The 16374-nt window shown below is 69.1% G+C and carries 19 protein-coding genes; 9 read left to right on the top strand and 10 right to left on the bottom strand.

Going from position 1 to position 16374, the window contains the following annotated elements; translation table 11 throughout:
• Window positions 1–298 precede the first annotated feature (298 nt).
• Complete coding sequence (locus ACWDZ4_RS03020; RefSeq protein WP_451506710.1) at window positions 299–1645, bottom strand: tetratricopeptide repeat protein; 1347 nt, start codon at window positions 1643–1645, stop codon at window positions 299–301.
• Between the two features lie 180 nt (window positions 1646–1825).
• Here ACWDZ4_RS03020 and ACWDZ4_RS03015 point away from each other — a divergent pair, with 180 nt between their 5' ends.
• The 6 genes from ACWDZ4_RS03015 to ACWDZ4_RS02990 all read left to right on the top strand — a co-directional run bounded on the left by ACWDZ4_RS03015 (window position 1826) and on the right by ACWDZ4_RS02990 (window position 5442).
• Complete coding sequence (locus tag ACWDZ4_RS03015; RefSeq protein ID WP_451506886.1) at window positions 1826–2017, top strand: hypothetical protein; 192 nt, start codon at window positions 1826–1828, stop codon at window positions 2015–2017.
• Window positions 2018–2100: 83 nt separating this feature from the next.
• Window positions 2101–2328 (top strand): hypothetical protein, encoded by a 228-nt coding sequence (locus tag ACWDZ4_RS03010; RefSeq protein WP_451506709.1) that lies wholly within the window; start codon window positions 2101–2103, stop codon window positions 2326–2328.
• Window positions 2325–2720 carry a hypothetical protein gene (locus ACWDZ4_RS03005; protein WP_451506708.1) on the top strand — a complete coding sequence of 132 codons (396 nt, stop codon included), beginning with the start codon at window positions 2325–2327 and terminating at the stop codon, window positions 2718–2720. The genes ACWDZ4_RS03010 and ACWDZ4_RS03005 overlap by 4 nt, the downstream gene beginning before the upstream one ends.
• A 306-nt stretch (window positions 2721–3026) precedes the next feature.
• Window positions 3027–3152 carry a hypothetical protein gene (locus ACWDZ4_RS03000; protein WP_451506707.1) on the top strand — a complete coding sequence of 42 codons (126 nt, stop codon included), beginning with the start codon at window positions 3027–3029 and terminating at the stop codon, window positions 3150–3152.
• Window positions 3153–3376: 224 nt separating this feature from the next.
• Window positions 3377–4702: an asparagine synthase gene (locus ACWDZ4_RS02995; RefSeq protein WP_451506706.1), complete on the top strand. Its 1326-nt coding sequence runs from the start codon at window positions 3377–3379 to the stop codon at window positions 4700–4702.
• Window positions 4703–4728: 26 nt separating this feature from the next.
• Window positions 4729–5442: a methyltransferase domain-containing protein gene (locus tag ACWDZ4_RS02990; protein WP_451506705.1), complete on the top strand. Its 714-nt coding sequence runs from the start codon at window positions 4729–4731 to the stop codon at window positions 5440–5442.
• A gap of 20 nt (window positions 5443–5462) precedes the next feature.
• Here ACWDZ4_RS02990 and ACWDZ4_RS02985 read toward each other — a convergent pair whose 3' ends face one another.
• A complete protein-coding gene (locus tag ACWDZ4_RS02985) occupies window positions 5463–5744 on the bottom strand; it encodes a winged helix-turn-helix domain-containing protein (protein ID WP_451506704.1) in 282 nt (93 codons plus the stop codon).
• A 181-nt stretch (window positions 5745–5925) separates the two neighbouring features.
• Between ACWDZ4_RS02985 and ACWDZ4_RS02980 the strand changes: the two genes are divergently transcribed.
• Window positions 5926–6300, top strand: coding sequence for a hypothetical protein (locus ACWDZ4_RS02980; protein WP_451506703.1), 375 nt, complete (start codon window positions 5926–5928; stop codon window positions 6298–6300).
• A 330-nt stretch (window positions 6301–6630) separates the two neighbouring features.
• On the opposite strand, the gene ACWDZ4_RS02975 is transcribed toward ACWDZ4_RS02980, so the two are convergent.
• Entirely contained in the window at window positions 6631–7581 is a 951-nt protein-coding gene (locus ACWDZ4_RS02975; protein WP_451506702.1) for an aldose epimerase family protein, read from the bottom strand.
• Between the two features lie 48 nt (window positions 7582–7629).
• A complete protein-coding gene (locus ACWDZ4_RS02970) occupies window positions 7630–8538 on the bottom strand; it encodes an SGNH/GDSL hydrolase family protein (protein WP_451506701.1) in 909 nt (302 codons plus the stop codon).
• 306 nt (window positions 8539–8844) lie between these two features.
• Here ACWDZ4_RS02970 and ACWDZ4_RS02965 point away from each other — a divergent pair, with 306 nt between their 5' ends.
• Window positions 8845–9339: a DUF3145 domain-containing protein gene (locus tag ACWDZ4_RS02965; protein ID WP_344492224.1), complete on the top strand. Its 495-nt coding sequence runs from the start codon at window positions 8845–8847 to the stop codon at window positions 9337–9339.
• 93 nt (window positions 9340–9432) lie between these two features.
• Here ACWDZ4_RS02965 and fabF read toward each other — a convergent pair whose 3' ends face one another.
• The 5 genes from fabF to ACWDZ4_RS02940 all read right to left on the bottom strand — a co-directional run bounded on the left by fabF (window position 9433) and on the right by ACWDZ4_RS02940 (window position 14326).
• Window positions 9433–10695 carry a beta-ketoacyl-ACP synthase II gene (fabF, locus tag ACWDZ4_RS02960; RefSeq protein WP_451506700.1) on the bottom strand — a complete coding sequence of 421 codons (1263 nt, stop codon included), beginning with the start codon at window positions 10693–10695 and terminating at the stop codon, window positions 9433–9435.
• A 78-nt stretch (window positions 10696–10773) separates the two neighbouring features.
• The gene (locus tag ACWDZ4_RS02955; protein WP_093800999.1) at window positions 10774–11031 is read right to left on the bottom strand and encodes an acyl carrier protein; all 258 of its coding nucleotides are present in this window, start codon (window positions 11029–11031) and stop codon (window positions 10774–10776) included.
• A gap of 68 nt (window positions 11032–11099) precedes the next feature.
• Window positions 11100–12104 (bottom strand): beta-ketoacyl-ACP synthase 3, encoded by a 1005-nt coding sequence (locus ACWDZ4_RS02950; protein WP_451506699.1) that lies wholly within the window; start codon window positions 12102–12104, stop codon window positions 11100–11102.
• 12 nt (window positions 12105–12116) lie between these two features.
• Window positions 12117–13037 (bottom strand): ACP S-malonyltransferase, encoded by a 921-nt coding sequence (locus tag ACWDZ4_RS02945; RefSeq protein ID WP_451506698.1) that lies wholly within the window; start codon window positions 13035–13037, stop codon window positions 12117–12119.
• 89 nt (window positions 13038–13126) lie between these two features.
• Window positions 13127–14326: a PucR family transcriptional regulator gene (locus ACWDZ4_RS02940; protein ID WP_451506697.1), complete on the bottom strand. Its 1200-nt coding sequence runs from the start codon at window positions 14324–14326 to the stop codon at window positions 13127–13129.
• Between the two features lie 58 nt (window positions 14327–14384).
• Between ACWDZ4_RS02940 and ACWDZ4_RS02935 the strand changes: the two genes are divergently transcribed.
• Entirely contained in the window at window positions 14385–15044 is a 660-nt protein-coding gene (locus ACWDZ4_RS02935) for a pirin family protein (protein ID WP_451506696.1), read from the top strand.
• Between the two features lie 35 nt (window positions 15045–15079).
• Here ACWDZ4_RS02935 and ACWDZ4_RS02930 read toward each other — a convergent pair whose 3' ends face one another.
• Window positions 15080–16273, bottom strand: a complete 1194-nt coding sequence (locus tag ACWDZ4_RS02930) for an Ig-like domain-containing protein (protein ID WP_451506695.1) — start codon at window positions 16271–16273, stop codon at window positions 15080–15082.
• Between the last annotated feature and the right edge of the window lie 101 nt (window positions 16274–16374).

Here is a 16374-nt window from a genome sequence, read left to right as displayed (position 1 = left end):
GTGGATCGGTCTCGCGGCTGCTGCGGGGACCCGGCGCACTGCTGAACTTCCGGCTACTCGCACGCGACCGCCGATCACGGACGCTGGTCGGGCATGTCGAGTGGGTACAGCACCCATGCGGGATAGGGGTCCAGCACGACGAGTCCCTGTCGATATGCGACTACGGGCAGCACTACCCCGAGTGGCTCCACCCCGCCGTGATCAGCTTCAACACCCCCGCACGCTCCGAGAGCTTTCGCCAGGCAGCGTGACCACCAGCCCCGCCATACTTCCGACTCGGGGTATGGCGGGGCTTTCGCTATGCCGGGACCAGCTCGGGCCGGACGGTCTCGCGTGCACGCTCGTACAGAGCTTGGGCGTCATGGTTGCGGATGTGGGGACGGATGAGGTTGAACATGTCCGTCATCCGCTTATCGATACGCCCCGAGTCGACTAGCGGGTAGTCGTCCAGTGCGAGTCCCCATGTTTGGCACGCGGCTTCGAGATGCCCAACGGCTAGTTGGCGCTCGGCAAGGATCGCCCGTTGCTTGACGCGGGTGCGTCGATAGACACTGGACCGAAGCCGGTCCGATTCCTGCATGGCGGCAACAGCACCGTGCGAGTCCCCCATTTCGAACCGCACTTGGCTGGTGTGGTAATTGAGCGAAGCGGGGTCGTACGAGCCGAACACCTTCCCCCGGGACTCTGCCTTGTCCATGGCAACTTCAGCTTCCTGCAAGTACATGAGCGCGGACCGCCGGTCCCCGATTTGTGCGGCTGCATGTGCCTGCTGGCCGGCGAGGAAGGCGCGCATCCGTGGACCAGCCTGCGGGGAGGAAGCCGCCGCAGCGTCCGCGAGCCGCATGGCTATCGGTCCTTGATTCAGGTCTACCGCCTGCACGCTCATGCCGCGGAGCGTGGTGCAGAACGTCAAGTGATCTTCCGACGCTCCCGCAAGCTCTAGAGCTTTCAGGTAGTAACGCTGTGCGAGTCCGTGCAAACCCTCATCGACCGCCATGTACCCGGTGAGATAGCAGAGATCGGACGCCGCAGACATCATGGCTTTCCGTACATCCTCGGGCCCCTTTGTCCACAGGAACGGGGCAACAGTGTTCACCAGGAACGCTGCCGCAAGCGGACGAGCGGTCCGGCCCCCAAACTGGTCGTCCATCGACGAGAGCTGTTCCGTCATAGTCGAGACCGTATGCACGTCAGACATGCCGATGCGGGTCAGGGCGCCTTTCTGCGCGGCTTCCATGCGCCCCACCACGTCCGGCCAATCGGGGACTGTGAGGGCAACGGAGAACAGAGCGACGCTAAGCACGCTACGGCGGGAAGGGTCCATATCCAGCCTTCCAAGATCAATGATCCCGTCAACCGTGCTGGATGGTGTTGCCTCCGTCCCGCTCTCGGGGGCCGGAAAGCCGACTTCCGCATACGTGACGGGCCGCCCGAGCTTCCGGGCGAGCGCTTCCAAGATCAACGGTCGGGCGTCATCGCGTGGCACGCTCCCGCTCAACCACTGGTGAACGGAGGGTGCACGGTACTGCTTCGGGGTGCCGCGCTCGGTCCCAATCCGGTTGATCGCTTGCGCACATTGCCGCAGCGTCCAACCGGTCTCGCGGAACAGACGCTCTAGTCCTGTGTTCGGCTCGCTAGTGCCCACGGCCGTTCAACTCCCCATGCACGACTGCGCTAAGCGCTTAACGCTCTTAATCCTTGTGCGCTTCCCAACAGTACCGCCGGGCGTGATCAGACGGTTGCCTAGAGCGAACAGCCGGGTTCGCGGCGGAAGGGACATAGGAGAGTGAATACAGAGCCGGTACTGCCCTCCGTGGGTGCGCTGATGGTGGACACAGGCCGCAGCTGCGTCGGAGAGTTCCGCGGGGTTGCTGGTCCGTACTGGTCACTGCGCCCCGTGGGTGGCGGAGCCGAGTGGGAAGCCGAGCCCGAGCGTGTCCGACCTGTGGACCCGATAGAGCGTCTGAGTGCGGAGACCGCCCGAGCGAATGCGCGAAGCCGGGGTGATCTGCTGTGAGAGCCCCAACCCGCTTACCTGTACGTCTCGCCCTCGCCGCGGGGGCTGCGAAGATCCGGTTACGGACCCGCTTCCCTCGGACCATGGACGCACTCACCCCGCAGCAGCGCTGCGCGGCCGGGCTGTCCGAGCTGGACCGGATCGAAACGGACCCCGAGCCCGGAGCGCTGTTCTTCGCCGAGCTGGACGCAGTGATTGCCGAGCGCATTGCCGCTGAAGTGGCCGAGCTGGAAGCGTTCACGGACGCCGTGGAAGTGGCAGCCGAGATGCTGCAAGCCGTGACCCGTCCGAACGGGGAGCGTGCCGCATGATCCATGGTGAGTACATCGCCGAAGTGTTCGCGGGTGACGCGGTGAAGACTGTCTGTCTCGGCGGTTCGGTCGCCTCCACTCGCCGGCTCGTGCTCCGGTGGCTCCGTGGTCAAGCTCTCCGTTTCGCGGATGCGCTGGACCCGGACCCGTACACCGAGTGGATTCCACCCCAAGCGCTTCGACTCGTAACGCACACCGAGAGGGACGCACCTGCGGAACTGCGGTTCTGGACCACCGACAGCGAGCACCAGGACCACGCGTTGCACCAGCTCGCAGCGGGTCTCGCGTATGGGTTCCTTGCACACGATGACGCGTGTTGGTACGCGCTCACTGCCCGTCCCGTGGTCGTCCCGTGTCCGATCTCCGTCCGCGGGGTGCTCACCCATGCCTAACCCCACACGCCCCCGTCCTGGTCGCGTTCGCAGTGGCTCCCCCACGGGCGTCCAGGGCGGGTCACGAGCCAAAGAGGAACCGATGACGCGAGAGCCAAGCGCGCCCGTTCCGCCCGCTACCCCCGAGCCGGACCGTGGGTCCGAGTCATGCAGTGTGCCCCGGCAAGGGGCGGTGCTGCCTCCGCGGCAGCGCTACCACCGATAAGCCCCCGTCCGGCTGCTCTGCACACAGGAAGAGCGGGCAGCCGGACGGGTTCCACTTCGCTGCATCCGCTGCGGAGTAACAGCAACCCTAGGAGATACATCGTGAACGTTGACGAGCTGTTCACCGGCGAACTGATCACCGGCGTGCCGAGCACGGACGCGGGGCTGATGGACAAGATGCCCGGCGGTGGCGACAACAACGGCGACCACTGCGCCGTGACCGCCTGACGGTCACCGGTTCAGTAATGCGGCGGGGCGGGGCTGATCGGGCCTCGCCCCGTCGTTCGACTTGGAGGAGTAGTCAAGTGATCTCAATGCGTCTGAGCTTGCGGGACCTACGCGCCCCGCAGTGGTCAGCGTTCGGTGACACGTGGTCGACGGGTTCAAGTTGGGTCAAGCCGGCGAGCCTTCCCGTACTCGCTACAGAGTTCAATGTCGATCACCTGCCGAACGTGAGCGTGATCGTTAGGGAGAGAACGAGAGACGAGTCCGATTACGTCTCCCTCACCATGAGCCCCGAGCAAGTACAGCTATCTGCGGGCTTGTTCGGTACTGCCCCTGTCTACCTCGTTGCAGTCGGGGACGTGCTGTACGGGTCGTGGGACCTTGCGGACCTGCGCCCCTACTTTCGGACGGACCGGCTCGTGCCGCGCGTGGTGGCGCGAACCTTGGCCCGACAGCACAGGTACACCGCGGACACGCTGTTTGAAGGGGTGTACCGGCTAACAGAACGTGCTAGGGCCGTATTCAGCGCTGCGGGACTTGCGGTGCACTATCCCGAGCCTGCCGAGCACGTGCTAGAGCCCCGCAAGCTGCGTTCGGGCGTGGACCCTGTGGACGTGTTCGGCACTCTGCTGACCCAAGTGGTCCGGAACACTCCCACGGTAACGGGGTGCGTGGGGGTAGAGCTGTCCGGTGGGGCCGACTCGGCGAATGTCGCACTCTCGGTCAGTGCTGCGGACTTCCCCCGCGTGCACAGTTTCGGTCTGCTCGTGGGCGGGCGCGTCGGCACCGAACAGCGCCACAGGCGAACGGCGTTGGCGGAGCACTGCGGCTTCCGGGACACGGCGATTCCGGCATTACAACACCCCCCGTTCGTGATGGGTGGTGTCCGTGCGATGGGACGACCGCATAACCCTGCCGGGGCTTTCTACCAAGAGGCTTTCGACGTGGTGCGTGACCAGGCAGCCGCCCGGCGGTGCGAAGTCGTGTTCACCGGCAGCGGTGGCGACGAGATCAACGCGCACCACTCCCGTACGGACGCCCGTTTGCCGGAACCTCCGTCGGTGCCGTGGCTCGGAAGCCGAGCCGTGGAAGCCCTCGCCGAAGTCAACGAAGCGTTGGCACCCATGCCCGTGCTGCCCCTCCCCACTCTGATGGGCTTCGGGATGCACAACCCCGGATTTCTTCGGCGCGGTGTCTGGCCCGTAAGTCCCCTGGTCCACCCACGCATCACGCGGTTCATGGAACAGCTACCCCATGAGTACAAGCGCGGTAAGCACATGTTCCGCGAACGGCTACGCCGCGCCGGACTGCCCGTGTCGGTCGTCTCGCCGGCGGAGCCTGAGAACTTCCTGGCGGTCATGGAAGCCGGGTTGTGCTCGTTCGGTATGCCTGTGCTGGACGACATGTTGCGAGACTCGTTGTTGGTGGATCTCGACTACGTTGATCGGAAGGCACTCGCGCAAGCCCGAGAACATGCCGAGGGTGCCCCTGTGGTCCCCGATCTGCTGTGCGACGTGCTCGCCCTGGAAGTCGGGTTGCGGACGCTCTCATGACCAGCCCCAATGCGGAAGCTAGGCGCATGGAAAGTACGAACGTCTTCTACCGATACCCCGCGCTGTATGACGCGGTGCAGTCGGACACGGAGAGCGCAGAGACGTGCCAAGCGTTGATCGAACGGCACCTGCCGGACGCGTTCACGCTGGTGGATTTCGGATGCGGGACCGGACGAGACGTTGAAGTTCTGGCCAAGCACTACGAGTGCGTTGGGGTTGATCTCCAACCCGGCATGGTCGAATACGCCCGCCGAGTACGTCCGGGGCTGGACTTCCGCGTTGGAGACATGCGCACCGTACGGCTTGGGAAGCGCATGGACGCCGTGACGTGCCTCGGGAACTCCCTTGCGTATGTGCACGACAACCAAAGCATCGGGCGCGTGTTCTCGACATTCGCGGCACACGCACGGGCTGGGGGCATTCTGGTCCTCTGCTCGCCTGTATGGCCGACCATGCAGATCGAGCCGACTCGCGCCACGGTGGACACCCCGGGTGGTCCCGCGACCGTCACCATGCGCTACGAGTGGGATCTGCGAACACAGATCAACACCATGCACCGGGAATGGGCTCTCGCGTCCGGGGAGCAAGCGCGCGACGTGATCCGACGCCGTGTTCTGTTCCCCCGTGAACTGGAGCACTACGTGGCGGCAGCCGGGTTCGAAATCGTGGACATGGCGGACGGGGTCGGAACGGGGCTCGCTGGTCCCGTGGCGTACGCAGTGGCTCGTCACACACGCTGAGCATCCGCACGGCACGTGTGCTAGGCGTCGCCCTGGTGCTGGTCCTCGCCGGCCCGCTCGGCAACGTATGTCCCCCGCTGCGGCACGACGAACACGAGGCCATCGGCCACCAGAGCGGCAATCGCTCGGCGAACCGTAGGGCGGGACAACCCGAACTCCTCACATAGTCGCGTCTCGGAAGAGATCGGGCGGCGCGGCTTCCAGTCGCCCCGAGCAATACGCGCGCGCAAGATGCCCGTGAGCTGTTGAAACGGGGGCTCGGGTGCATCCCGCTCGATTTCGTCGTCTGGGCCGTAGTCCATGCAACGAACGGTAGCGGGGCTCGCTCAACAGAGCACATCAGGCCACGTCTAGGGACGTACCTTTACAAGCCTTTACGTAGTTTGACGTAAAGGAATACTCTCGGAACTGAAACGCCCCGGCAACCGCGTAGGACCGGTTGCCGGGGCTCCGCCGGACAGCTTTATGGGAGCTGAACGACTTATGCGCGATCGTATCGCCCGCGCCCTTTCCTGGGTGCTCTCCCTCCTCGCCCCTCGCCGGCCCGGACGCCACTCCGCCGCATTCTTCGCCGAACCACCCGAACCGACTGTCGAGCCCGCCCCCGTGAGCCCGTGGTCCCGCCCATGGCCCACACCGACCCCCGAGCACATCCGGAGCCTGTACGCCCCGCTGCGGGGTGAGGACGTGGCACTCACCCGTCCCTATGTCCTCGCGAAAACCACGGTGGAACTCGGTGTGATCCATGAGCGGCGCCGGGCTGCCGCACTCGCAACGCTCGGCGTGGACTACCCGTACACGTACCCCGGAGCCCCCTTCCCCGCTTCCACGTTCGCCGCTGCGGGGGTGTCCGCGTGACTGTCGACGGTCTGACCAACCCGCTTCCCGCTGTGAACGTCGCGCTCTGCGTCGAGTGCCACACACTCACAAACGCCCCGGTACCCGTCCGGTGGATTCAGAGCACCAGCGGCCCCGGAACAACGCTCTACGCCTGCCCCGAACACGCTGTAAAGCTCGGCGCGGGGCCCACCCCCGGTGACGTGATTTACGCCCGGTAGGTAGCTGAACGCCCCGTCCGGACCATGCGCCGGACGGGGTTCCCCGTAGAACACGTACTTTGAAACAGCGGGAAGGGGCAGGCCGGGGAACAGCCCCGCAGGGCACCGCCCGCACCCCGCACCCCGCCCCCTACCCCCGCACCCCGAACCCGTACACCGTCGCCGAGGCGAAGACCTCGCCCGGCCGCAGAACCACCGCCGGGAACTCCGGCCGGTTCGGCGAATCGGGGAAGTGCTGGGTCTCCAGCGCGACCCCGTCGAACCCGTCCGGCGTGTACACCTGCACCCCCGGCTCGGTCGTCGCGACGGTCACCACCCGCCCCGACCCCGGGTCGTACAGCTCGCCCACCACCTCGGCCTCACCGGTCACCCCCTTGTCCAGCACGAAGTTGTGGTCGTACCCGCCCCCGAGCACCCGCGCCGCGCGGAAGTCGAACCGCGACCCCGCCACCGGACGGATCTCCCCGGTCGGTATCCCGTCCCCGTCCACCGGAGTCACCGCCCCGGCCGCGAGCCGCAGCTCGCACGGGCCGCCGCCCCCGAGGCTCCAGTACGTGTGGTTCGTCAGGTTCACCACGGTCGGCGCGTCCGTCACCGCCCGGTAGGCGATCCGCAGCGCCCCGCCCTCCTCCAGCGTGTACGTCGCCGAGACCTCGACCCGCCCCGGAAAGCCCTCTTCGCCGTCGGGGCTGACCCGCGAGAGCCGCACCCCGTGCGGGGCCACCGGCTCCGCGTCCCACACCCGCTTGTCGAAACCGCGTTCGCCGCCGTGCAGGCTGTTCGGCGCGCTGTTGCGCGCCAGGGCGTACGTCCGCCCGTCCAACGTGAAGACCCCGCCCGCGATCCGGTTCGCGTACCGGCCGACCAGCGCCCCGAAGTACGGCCCCGGGCACTCCAGATAGCCGGCGAGACGGTCGAACCCGACCGCCACACCGCCCGTCCGCCCGTCCCGGTCCGGCACTTCCACCGACTGGACGATCCCGCCGTACGTCAGGACGCGCACCACCACCCCGTCCCGTTCCAGGACCCAGCGGTGAACGGGCGTGCCGTCGTCGAGCGTGCCGAAGAGTTCCGCGTTCATGATCCGAAACCCTATGCGAACGGCCGTGCGGGCAGGTGCGCGAACGGTCTACGCCGGGGGTTCCCCGGCCGTGATGTTGCGGTACGCGATCTCCGCCAGCCGCTCCTGCCCGTTCCTGCTCGGGTGGAACCAGTCCCAGGGGCTCAACTGGGCGCCGGTGAACCGGTACTCGAAGACCGCCCCGCCGTCGTACCGGCAGCGCGCGTCCTTCCCGCACACGTCCTCCAGCACCCCGTTGTACGCGACGACCCGGTCCCGCACCGACTCCCGCCGCGCCACCGCCGCCGCGTCCATCGCGTCCGGCGAGCCCAGCATCGACCGGCAGAGGCCCAGCTCCCAGATCTGCTTGCCGAGCGGGTTCCCGCGCCCCTGGGACCAGAGCCGCTTCAGATCCGGCACGCTCGACACGTACAGCTGCGACGTGGGCAGTTCCTTGCGCAGCTTCTTCACCGCGGTCTCGAAGTACGTACGGAAGTCAGCCACCGATGTCATGTGCGACACGTCGTCGCGGCAGGCGTCGTTCGCGCCCACCATGACCGTCACCAGCTGCGGCCTGTCCGCGGCCGCCCGCGCCATCTGCTCCGGCAGTTCGGCGATCCGCGCCCCCGACTTCGCGTGGTTCCAGGTACGCGCGGCCATGCCCGCCTTGCCGAGCAGCCGCAGCGCCACGCTGCGCACGGTGGCGTCCGTACCCGTCGCCCAGGACACCTCGGGACAGTCCGCGAGCACCTCGCACGCGTCGAAACCGCGCGTGATCGAGTCCCCGACGGCGGCGACGGACGCCGGGCTGCGGTCCCACAGCGGAGTGGGCCGGGGGGTGGGCCGCGGCCCCGCCGACGAGCCGCCCCCGTCCGCGCCGTCTCCCGCACCGCACCCCGTGAGCCCGCCCAGGAGGACGAGCAGCGCCGCTGTCGCGGTGGCGGCGCGCGAGCGGCGGTCCTGGCGGCTCTTCCGCATCCCGTGATCCCCTCCATGGCGTCCTACGGGCGCCCTGGCGAGTGAAAGCTTCGTGGGTACGGCACCCCGGACCGACAGTACGTCACCCGTCGGACGCCGCCGCACGGTAGTTTTTCCCCGTCGAACCAGCAGCGCTTCGCCCATCCGGGGCACTGGCAAATTACATCACGTCACATACTGTCCCTTTTCAGGAGATTCACTCCCGATGCTGTTTACTGTTGACAACCTCGGGAGCCGACCGGGAAGAGGCGGTACGGGCGCGAGGCCGCTGGGGAAGGCGAACCTCGTCCCACACTGGAGGTCCCGGTGACGACACGTGGAGTTCTGTACGTTCACTCCGCACCGCGCGCGCTGTGCCCGCACGTCGAATGGGCAGTAGCGGGCGTACTCGGTGTGCGGGTCAATCTCGACTGGATCAGGCAACCGGCCTCACCCGGCACCTGGAGAGCCGAGTTCTCCTGGCAGGCCCAGCCGGGCACCGCCTCCAAACTCGCCTCCGCCCTGCGCGGCTGGCATCTGCTGCGCTTCGAAGTGACGGCCGAACCGTCCCCCACGGCGGAGGGCGAGCGCTACAGCTCCACGCCCGGACTCGGCATCTTCCACGCCGTCACCGGCATGCACGGCGACATCCTGATCCCCGAGGACCGGCTGCGCGCCGCCCTCGCCCGTTCGGTCGGCGGCGAGACCGACCTGGAGGCCGAGGTCGCCAAGCTCCTCGGCAAGCCGTGGGACGACGAACTGGAGCCCTTCAGGTACGCGGGCGAGGGCGCCCCCGTCCGCTGGCTCCACCAGGTCGTCTGACGGGCCGACAGGGAGAACACGACGAAGGCCCTGCCGGGAGCTTGCGAGCTCCCGGCAGGGCCTTCGTCGTGCCGCTGTGCCGCTCTGTCCGGATCAGACCGTACGGAAGGCCAGCACCACGTTGTGGCCGCCGAAGCCGAACGAGTTGTTGATCGCGGCGATCGGCCCCTCGGGCAGCGCGCGCGGCTCGTCCCGCACGATGTCCGCGTCGACATCGGCGTCCAGGTCGTCGACGTTGATGGTCGGCGGAGCCGTCCGGTGGTACAGCGCCAGCACCGTCGCGACGGTCTCGATGCCGCCGGCGCCACCGAGGAGGTGACCGGTCATCGACTTCGTGGCGGAGATCGCCACGTGGTCGAGGTCGTCACCGAGGACCCGGCGCAGGGCCTTGATCTCCGCGATGTCGCCCTGCGGGGTCGAGGTGGCGTGCGCGTTGAGGTGCACGATCTCGGACGGCTTGAGCCCGCTGTCGTCGATCAGGTTCTGCATGGCGACGGCGATGCCGCGGCCGGTCGGCTCGGGCTGCGCGATGTGGTGGGCGTCCGCGGACAGGCCCTGGCCCACCACCTCGCAGTACACCCGGGCGCCCCGGGCGGCCGCGTGTTCGGCCGACTCCAGGATGACGACACCCGCGCCCTCGCCGAGGACGAAGCCGTCCCGGCCCGTGTCGTACGGACGCGACGCCTTCTGGGGCTCGTCGTTGCTCTTGGACATCGCCATCATGTTGGCGAAGGCGGCGATGGGCAGCGGGTGGATGGCCGCCTCCGTGCCGCCGGCGACGACCACGTCGGCGCGGCCGGTACGGATCATCTCGACGGCGTACCCGATGGCTTCGGCGCCGGACGCGCACGCGGAGACCGGGGTGTGCACGCCCGCCTGGGCGTTGACCTCCAGGCCGACGTTGGCGGAGGGGCCGTTCGGCATGAGCATGGGCACGGTGTGCGGGGAGACGCGGCGTACGCCCTTCTCCTTCAGCACGTCGTACTGGTCGAGCAGGGTGATGACGCCGCCGATGCCGGAGGCGATGACCGCACCGAGACGGTTGGGCTGGATCTTGTCGTCCTCGCCCGCCTTGTCGGTGTAACCGGCGTCGGCCCACGCCTCGCGGGCCGCGATCAGCGCGAACTGCGCCGAGCGGTCCAGCTTGCGGGCCAGGGGCCGGGGCAGTACGTCGCCCGGGTCGACGGCCGCGGGGGCCGCGATACGGACGGGAAGTTCGGCGAAGCGCTCGCCCTCCAGGGGCTTGACGCCTGAGCGTCCCGCCATCAGACCTTCCCAGGTCGATGCGGCGTCGCCACCCAGCGGTGTTGTTGCGCCGATACCGGTGACGACCACGGTGCGATTGGTCGGGCTCACAGGAATTCTTTCTCCACGTGTAGAGGGTGCTGAATTTTCACGGCGCCACCGCCGGGCGGCGACAGACGCATGTCAGGCTCAGGCCTTGGAGACCTGGTGCTGCGCGATGTAGTCGGCGGCGTCGCCGACCGTCTTGAGGTTCTTGACGTCCTCGTCCGGGATCTTGACGTCGAAGCGCTCTTCGGCGGCGACGACGACCTCGACCATGGACAGCGAGTCGACGTCCAGGTCGTCGGTGAAGGACTTGTCCAGCTGGACGTCCTCGGTGGGGATGCCGGCGATCTCGTTGACGATCTCGGCGAGACCGTCGACGATCTCTTCCTGGGTGAAGGCCATTGCGGCGCTCCTTCGTGTTGGGCTGAGAGAATGGGTAAAGCGGCAGGCCCGGAACGGTCCGGACGTGCCTAGGGGAGGGTAACGACCGTCGCGGCGTAGACGAGACCCGCCCCGAAGCCGATGACCAGCGCGGTGTCGCCGCTCTTCGCCTGCCCGGTCGCCAGGAGCCGCTCCATCGCGAGCGGAATCGAGGCGGCCGAGGTATTGCCGGTGGTTTCGACGTCACGGGCGACCGTGACGTGCTCCGGCAGCTTCAGAGTCTTCACCATCGAGTCGATGATCCGCATGTTCGCCTGGTGCGGGATGAAGACGTCCAGGTCGTCCGCGGTGATCCCGGCCGCGTCCAGCGCCTGCTGGGCGACCTTCGCCATCTCGAAGACGGCCCAGCGGAAGACCGCCTGGCCCTCCTGCGTGATGGCCGGGAACTTCGCGACCTCGCCGGCGTTCCGGTAGTCCGACCACGGAACGGTCTGCTTGATGGTCTCGGACTTGTCGCCCTCGGAACCCCACACGGTCGGGCCTATGGCCGGCTCCTGCGCGGGGCCGACGACGACCGCGCCCGCACCGTCGCCGAACAGGAAGGCCGTCGCGCGGTCCTCCAGGTCGGTCAGGTCCGAGAGCCGTTCCACGCCGATGACGAGGACGTACTGCGCACTGCCTTCGACGATCATTCCCTTGGCGAGGGTCAGGCCGTAGCCGAAGCCGGCGCAGCCGGCCGAGATGTCGAAGGCGGCGGGCTTGTTCGCGCCGATCTTGTCCGCGATCTCGGTCGCGACGGCCGGGGTCTGCTTGAAGTGCGAGACGGTGGAGACGATGACGCCGTCCACCTGCTGGGCGGTGATCCCGGCGTCGGCCAGCGCCTTGCCCGCGGCCTCGATCGACATCGCGGCCACGGTCTCCTCGTCGGAGGCCCAGTGGCGGGTCACGATGCCGGAGCGGGAGCGGATCCACTCGTCGGACGAGTCGATCGTCTCGAGGATCACCTCGTTGGGCACGACACGGGTCGGACGGTAGCCGCCGACACCCATGATCCGCGCGTACGGGGCGCCCTGACTGGGCTTGATCTTCGACATGCTCTCGGGCTCCTATCGCGCCGCGTGCTCAGCGATGAGCGCGCGGGCCGCGTCGAGGTCGTCGGGGGTCTTGAGCGCGAGCGTCTTCACACCGGGCAGCGCGCGCTTGGCGAGACCCGTCAGCGTTCCGCCGGGGCAGACCTCGACGAGCGCGGTGGTGCCCAGCTCCTTGAGGGTCTCCATGCACAGGTCCCAGCGGACCGGGTTGGAGACCTGGCTGACCAGGCGTGCGACGACCTCGGAGCCGGTGGGGACGGCCTTGCCGTCGGCGTTCGAGACGTACGTGAGGGCCGGGTCGGAGACGACCAGGTCCTGCGCCGCCCTGCCCAGCTCGGTGACCGCGGGGGCCATGTGGTGCGTGTGGAACGCGCCGGCGACCTTGAGCGGTACGACACGGCGTACGCCCTCGGGCTTGTCCGCCTCCAGCGCGGCGAGCTGCTCCAGCGTGCCGGCGGCCACGATCTGGCCCGCGCCGTTCACGTTCGCCGGGGTCAGGCCGAGCTTCTCCAGGTGCGGGACGACCACCTCGGGGTCACCGCCGAGCAGCGCCGACATGCCGGTCCCGGTGACGGCGGCGGCCTCGGCCATGCCCAGGCCGCGGGTGCGTACGAAACCGAGCGCGGCCTCTTCGGTGAGCACACCGGCGTACGCGGCGGCGGTGATCTCACCGACGCTGTGACCGGCGACCGCCGAGACGTCCGCGCGGGCGTCCAGCGCGGCGGCCGACAGCAGGCCCGCGGCGACCAGCAGGGGCTGCGCGACGGCCGTGTCGCGGATCGCGTCCGCGTCGGCCTGCGTGCCGTAGTGGACAAGGTCGAGCCCGATGGCGTCGGACCACGCGGCGAGCCGGTCGGCGGCGCCGGGGAGGTCGAGCCAGGGAGTCAGGAAGCCGGGCGTCTGGGCGCCTTGGCCGGGAGCGACGAGTACGAGCACCCTCACACTCTCTCTTGCGGACGGCTGTGCGGGCCCGTGGGGACAGGGACCAAGAACCGTCGGGGGAATTGTTGGATTACGACAAAAGTCTAGGACTGCGAATCTCCGTCGGCCAGACGCCCCAGGATGAGGGCGATCCGCAGCGTGAACGCGGAACGGACGTCGGAGGGTGACCATCCGGTGACGTCCGTCACACGTCGGAGCCGGTAGCGCACGGTGTTGGGGTGCACGAAGAGCATCCGCGCCGCGCCTTCGAGGCTGCTCGCCTGCTCCAGATACACGCTCAGTGTCTCCAGCAGCGCCGAGCCCGCTTCCTCCAGCGGTCTGTAGATCTCCTCCACCAACTGCTCCCGCGCGGCAGGATCCGACGCGATGGCCCGTTCCGGAAGGAGATCGTCCGCGAGGACCGGGCGCGGGGCGTCCTGCCAGGCCTGGCACGCCTTGAGCCCGGCGGCGGCGGCCTGCGCGGACCGGGTGGCGGCGAGCAGGTCCGGGACCACGGGCCCGGCGACCACGGGGCCCGCCGCGTACGGGCCGATCAGGGCCTTCGCGACCTGCAGCGGGTTGTCGCTGCCGCCCGCGATGACGACCAGGCGGCTGCCGAGCACTCCGGTCAGGACCTGGAGCTTGGCGTGCCGGGCGGCCCGCCGGATCGCCTCGACCGTCAGCTCGGAGTCGCCGTCGGGCGCGGTGCCGAGGACGACGCAGACGTGCTCCGGGGAGTTCCAGCCCAGCGCCGCCGCGCGGGAGACCGCGCCCTCGTCGGCCTCACCGGACAGCACCGCGTTCACGACGAGGGACTCCAGGCGGGCGTCCCAGGCGCCGCGGGCCTCGGCGGCCTGCGCGTACACCTGGGCGGTCGCGAAGGCGATCTCGCGGGCGTACACGAGCAGGGCCTCGCGCAGGACCGACTCGTCGCCCGGCGCCGCGACCTCCTCGATCGCGGTCTCCATGACCTCGATCGTCGTACGCACCATCTCGACGGTCTGGCGCAGCGTGATCGCCCGGGTCAGCTCGCGGGGCGCGGTGCCGAAGACGTCGGTGGAGATGGCCTGGGGGGTCTCGGGATGCCGGAACCACTCGGTGAACGCGGCGATGCCGGCCTGAGCGACCAGGCCGATCCACGACCGGTTCTCCGGCGGCATGGCCCGGTACCACGGCAGCGTCTCGTCCATGCGGGCGATCGCGTTCGCGGCGAGGCGGCCGGAGGACTTCTCCAGCCGCCGCAGGGTCGCGGTGTGCGGGTGGGCGGCGTTCGCGGCGGGCTGCTCAGGATCGGGTTGGGGCACGGGACAAGACTGCCTTATCGGAACCCCGGCGCGTCGGGCCGGGGCTACGGTGGTCCCTGTGATTTCTGTACGGCGCTCCGCGGACCGCTTCCGCGGGGGCGACGCCTCCGCCGGCATCGAGTCCCTGCACGCCTTCTCCTTCGGGCACTTCTACGACCCCGGCCACCTCCGCTTCGGCGCCGTGCTCGCCTGCAACGAGGAACGTCTCGCGCCCGGCGCCGGATTCGACGAGCACCCGCACAGCCACACCGAGATCGTGACGTGGGTGGTGGAGGGCGAGCTGACCCACCGCGACTCGGCCGGGCACTCCACCGTCGTACGGCCCGGCGACGTGCAGCGGCTCAGCTCGGGCGCCGGGGTCCGGCACGTGGAGCGCAACGACGGCGACGGGCCGCTGGTCTTCGTGCAGATGTGGCTCGCGCCACAGGGCCCCGGCGGCGCGCCCTCGTACGAGGTCGTGCGCGGCATCGCCGACGCCACGCCGTACGCCCTGCCGGCGGCCGGCGCGCTGCTGCACGTGCGGCGCCCCGGGGCCGGCGGGCGGACGGCGGTCCCGGACGCGCCGCTGGTGTACGTCCATGTCGTACGGGGCCGCTTCGGTCTCGGCGAGCACGGGCTGGGGCCCGGCGACGCGGCCCGGATCACCGGGGCGCACGGCCTGGAACTGGTGGTGGCCGCCGCCCCCGCCGAGGTGCTGCTGTGGGAGATGGGCGGCTGACGGAGCGCCCCCTCGCGGGTCAGCCGGTCAGCCGGTCAGCCGTTCAGCGCGCTCTTGGCCTGCCACTGCTCCCAGGACAGGTTCCACGCGCCGTAGCCGTTGCCCTCGGCGACCGTCCCCTTGGTGTCCGCGCCCTTGATCTCGAACGGGTCGCCCACCCGGACCTGGCCGTAGAAGTACGCCGCGTCGGAATCGCTCATGCCGATGCAGCCCGAGCTTCTGTTGGCGTTGCCGAAATAGGCGGCGTTCCAGGGCGCGGCGTGCGCGTACATCCCCGACCAGGTGAGCCGCATCGAGTGGTCGACCATCTTGTCGTAGGCGTCGGCCAGGCCCACCGTCTCGGAGTTCATGTTGATGGTGCCCTCCTTCGACATGAGCACGGCGGTGCCCTTCCAGGACCGCTTGTCCCCGCCGGGGGTGCCGCCGGAGACGAGGATCTCCCGCACCTTCTTCCCGTCCCGCTCCAGGGTGAGCCGCTTGCGGTCGAGGTCGACCCGGACGACCTGGCGGGCGCCGACGGTGAAGCCGGTCCGGTAGTCGCGGACGAACCAGCCGCCGCCCTGCCCCGAGTCGGTGCCGTTGAGCCGCGCGTCGAGAGTGACCTCCGTACCCGCCTTCCAGTACTCCTTGGGGCGCCAGTCGGCGCGGTCCCTGCCGGAGTAGTCCTGGACCCAGCCCCAGGAACCCTCGGTGTCGTTCGAGGTGGTGACCTTGAGCTGCTTCTCGACCTCGGCCTTGTGGGCGACCGGGTGGTCGAAGACGACCGAGAGCGGCTGGCCGACGCCGACCGTGGTGTTCTTGCCCGGCGCCAGCGACAGCTTGTTGACCCGGTCCGCGGCGGCGGTGGTGAACGAGGTGGTGCCGGTGGCCGGCCGGCCGCCCTCGGTGCGGGTCTGCGTCCGCACCGTGTACGTCGTGCCGGGCGCCGCCTTGCGGTCCGACGTCCAGGACGCCTTCCCGGCCGCCTTCGGGCCGGTGAGCCGCTTGCCCGCCGCGTCGGTGACCGTCACGGAGGACAGCGTGCCGCCCTCCGCCCTGACCACGACCGGCTTCCCGGCGGCCACACCCTTGCCGTCGGGCGTCACGGTGACGGTCACCGGGCGGTCCTGGCCGCCGCCGGGCTTCGCGTCGGCCGGCGGCGAGACGCTCCCGGCTCCGGCCGAGCAGGCGCAGAGCGCGGTGCTCAGAACGACGGCCACGGCAGCCGAACGCGCACGTATATGACTCACGGGAAGCCTCCAGGAAAGGGTGGGATGCCCGGACTCTAGGCCGTGGAAAGCGCCGTAAATCGTCTCGGTGGCCGTATGACAGCGGCTGCAGAGAAACGGTC

This window comes from Streptomyces sp. NPDC003016, assembly GCF_053591455.1.
The sequence above is the reverse complement of the archived record's forward strand: the minus strand, read 5'-3'. Positions and strand labels throughout refer to the sequence as shown.

What these genes read in the sequence shown, in the direction of transcription:
- ACWDZ4_RS02985 (WP_451506704.1), bottom strand. Translation starts at nt 5,744, where the DNA reads ATGGACTACGGCCCAGACGACGAAATCGAGCGGGATGCACCCGAGCCC.
- ACWDZ4_RS03010 (WP_451506709.1), top strand. Translation starts at nt 2,101, where the DNA reads ATGGACGCACTCACCCCGCAGCAGCGCTGCGCGGCCGGGCTGTCCGAG.
- ACWDZ4_RS03015 (WP_451506886.1), top strand. Translation starts at nt 1,826, where the DNA reads ATGGTGGACACAGGCCGCAGCTGCGTCGGAGAGTTCCGCGGGGTTGCT.
- ACWDZ4_RS02980 (WP_451506703.1), top strand. Translation starts at nt 5,926, where the DNA reads ATGCGCGATCGTATCGCCCGCGCCCTTTCCTGGGTGCTCTCCCTCCTC.
- ACWDZ4_RS02990 (WP_451506705.1), top strand. Translation starts at nt 4,729, where the DNA reads ATGGAAAGTACGAACGTCTTCTACCGATACCCCGCGCTGTATGACGCG.
- ACWDZ4_RS03005 (WP_451506708.1), top strand. Translation starts at nt 2,325, where the DNA reads ATGATCCATGGTGAGTACATCGCCGAAGTGTTCGCGGGTGACGCGGTG.
- ACWDZ4_RS02955 (WP_093800999.1), bottom strand. Translation starts at nt 11,031, where the DNA reads ATGGCCTTCACCCAGGAAGAGATCGTCGACGGTCTCGCCGAGATCGTC.
- ACWDZ4_RS02970 (WP_451506701.1), bottom strand. Translation starts at nt 8,538, where the DNA reads ATGCGGAAGAGCCGCCAGGACCGCCGCTCGCGCGCCGCCACCGCGACA.
- ACWDZ4_RS02950 (WP_451506699.1), bottom strand. Translation starts at nt 12,104, where the DNA reads ATGTCGAAGATCAAGCCCAGTCAGGGCGCCCCGTACGCGCGGATCATG.
- ACWDZ4_RS02975 (WP_451506702.1), bottom strand. Translation starts at nt 7,581, where the DNA reads ATGAACGCGGAACTCTTCGGCACGCTCGACGACGGCACGCCCGTTCAC.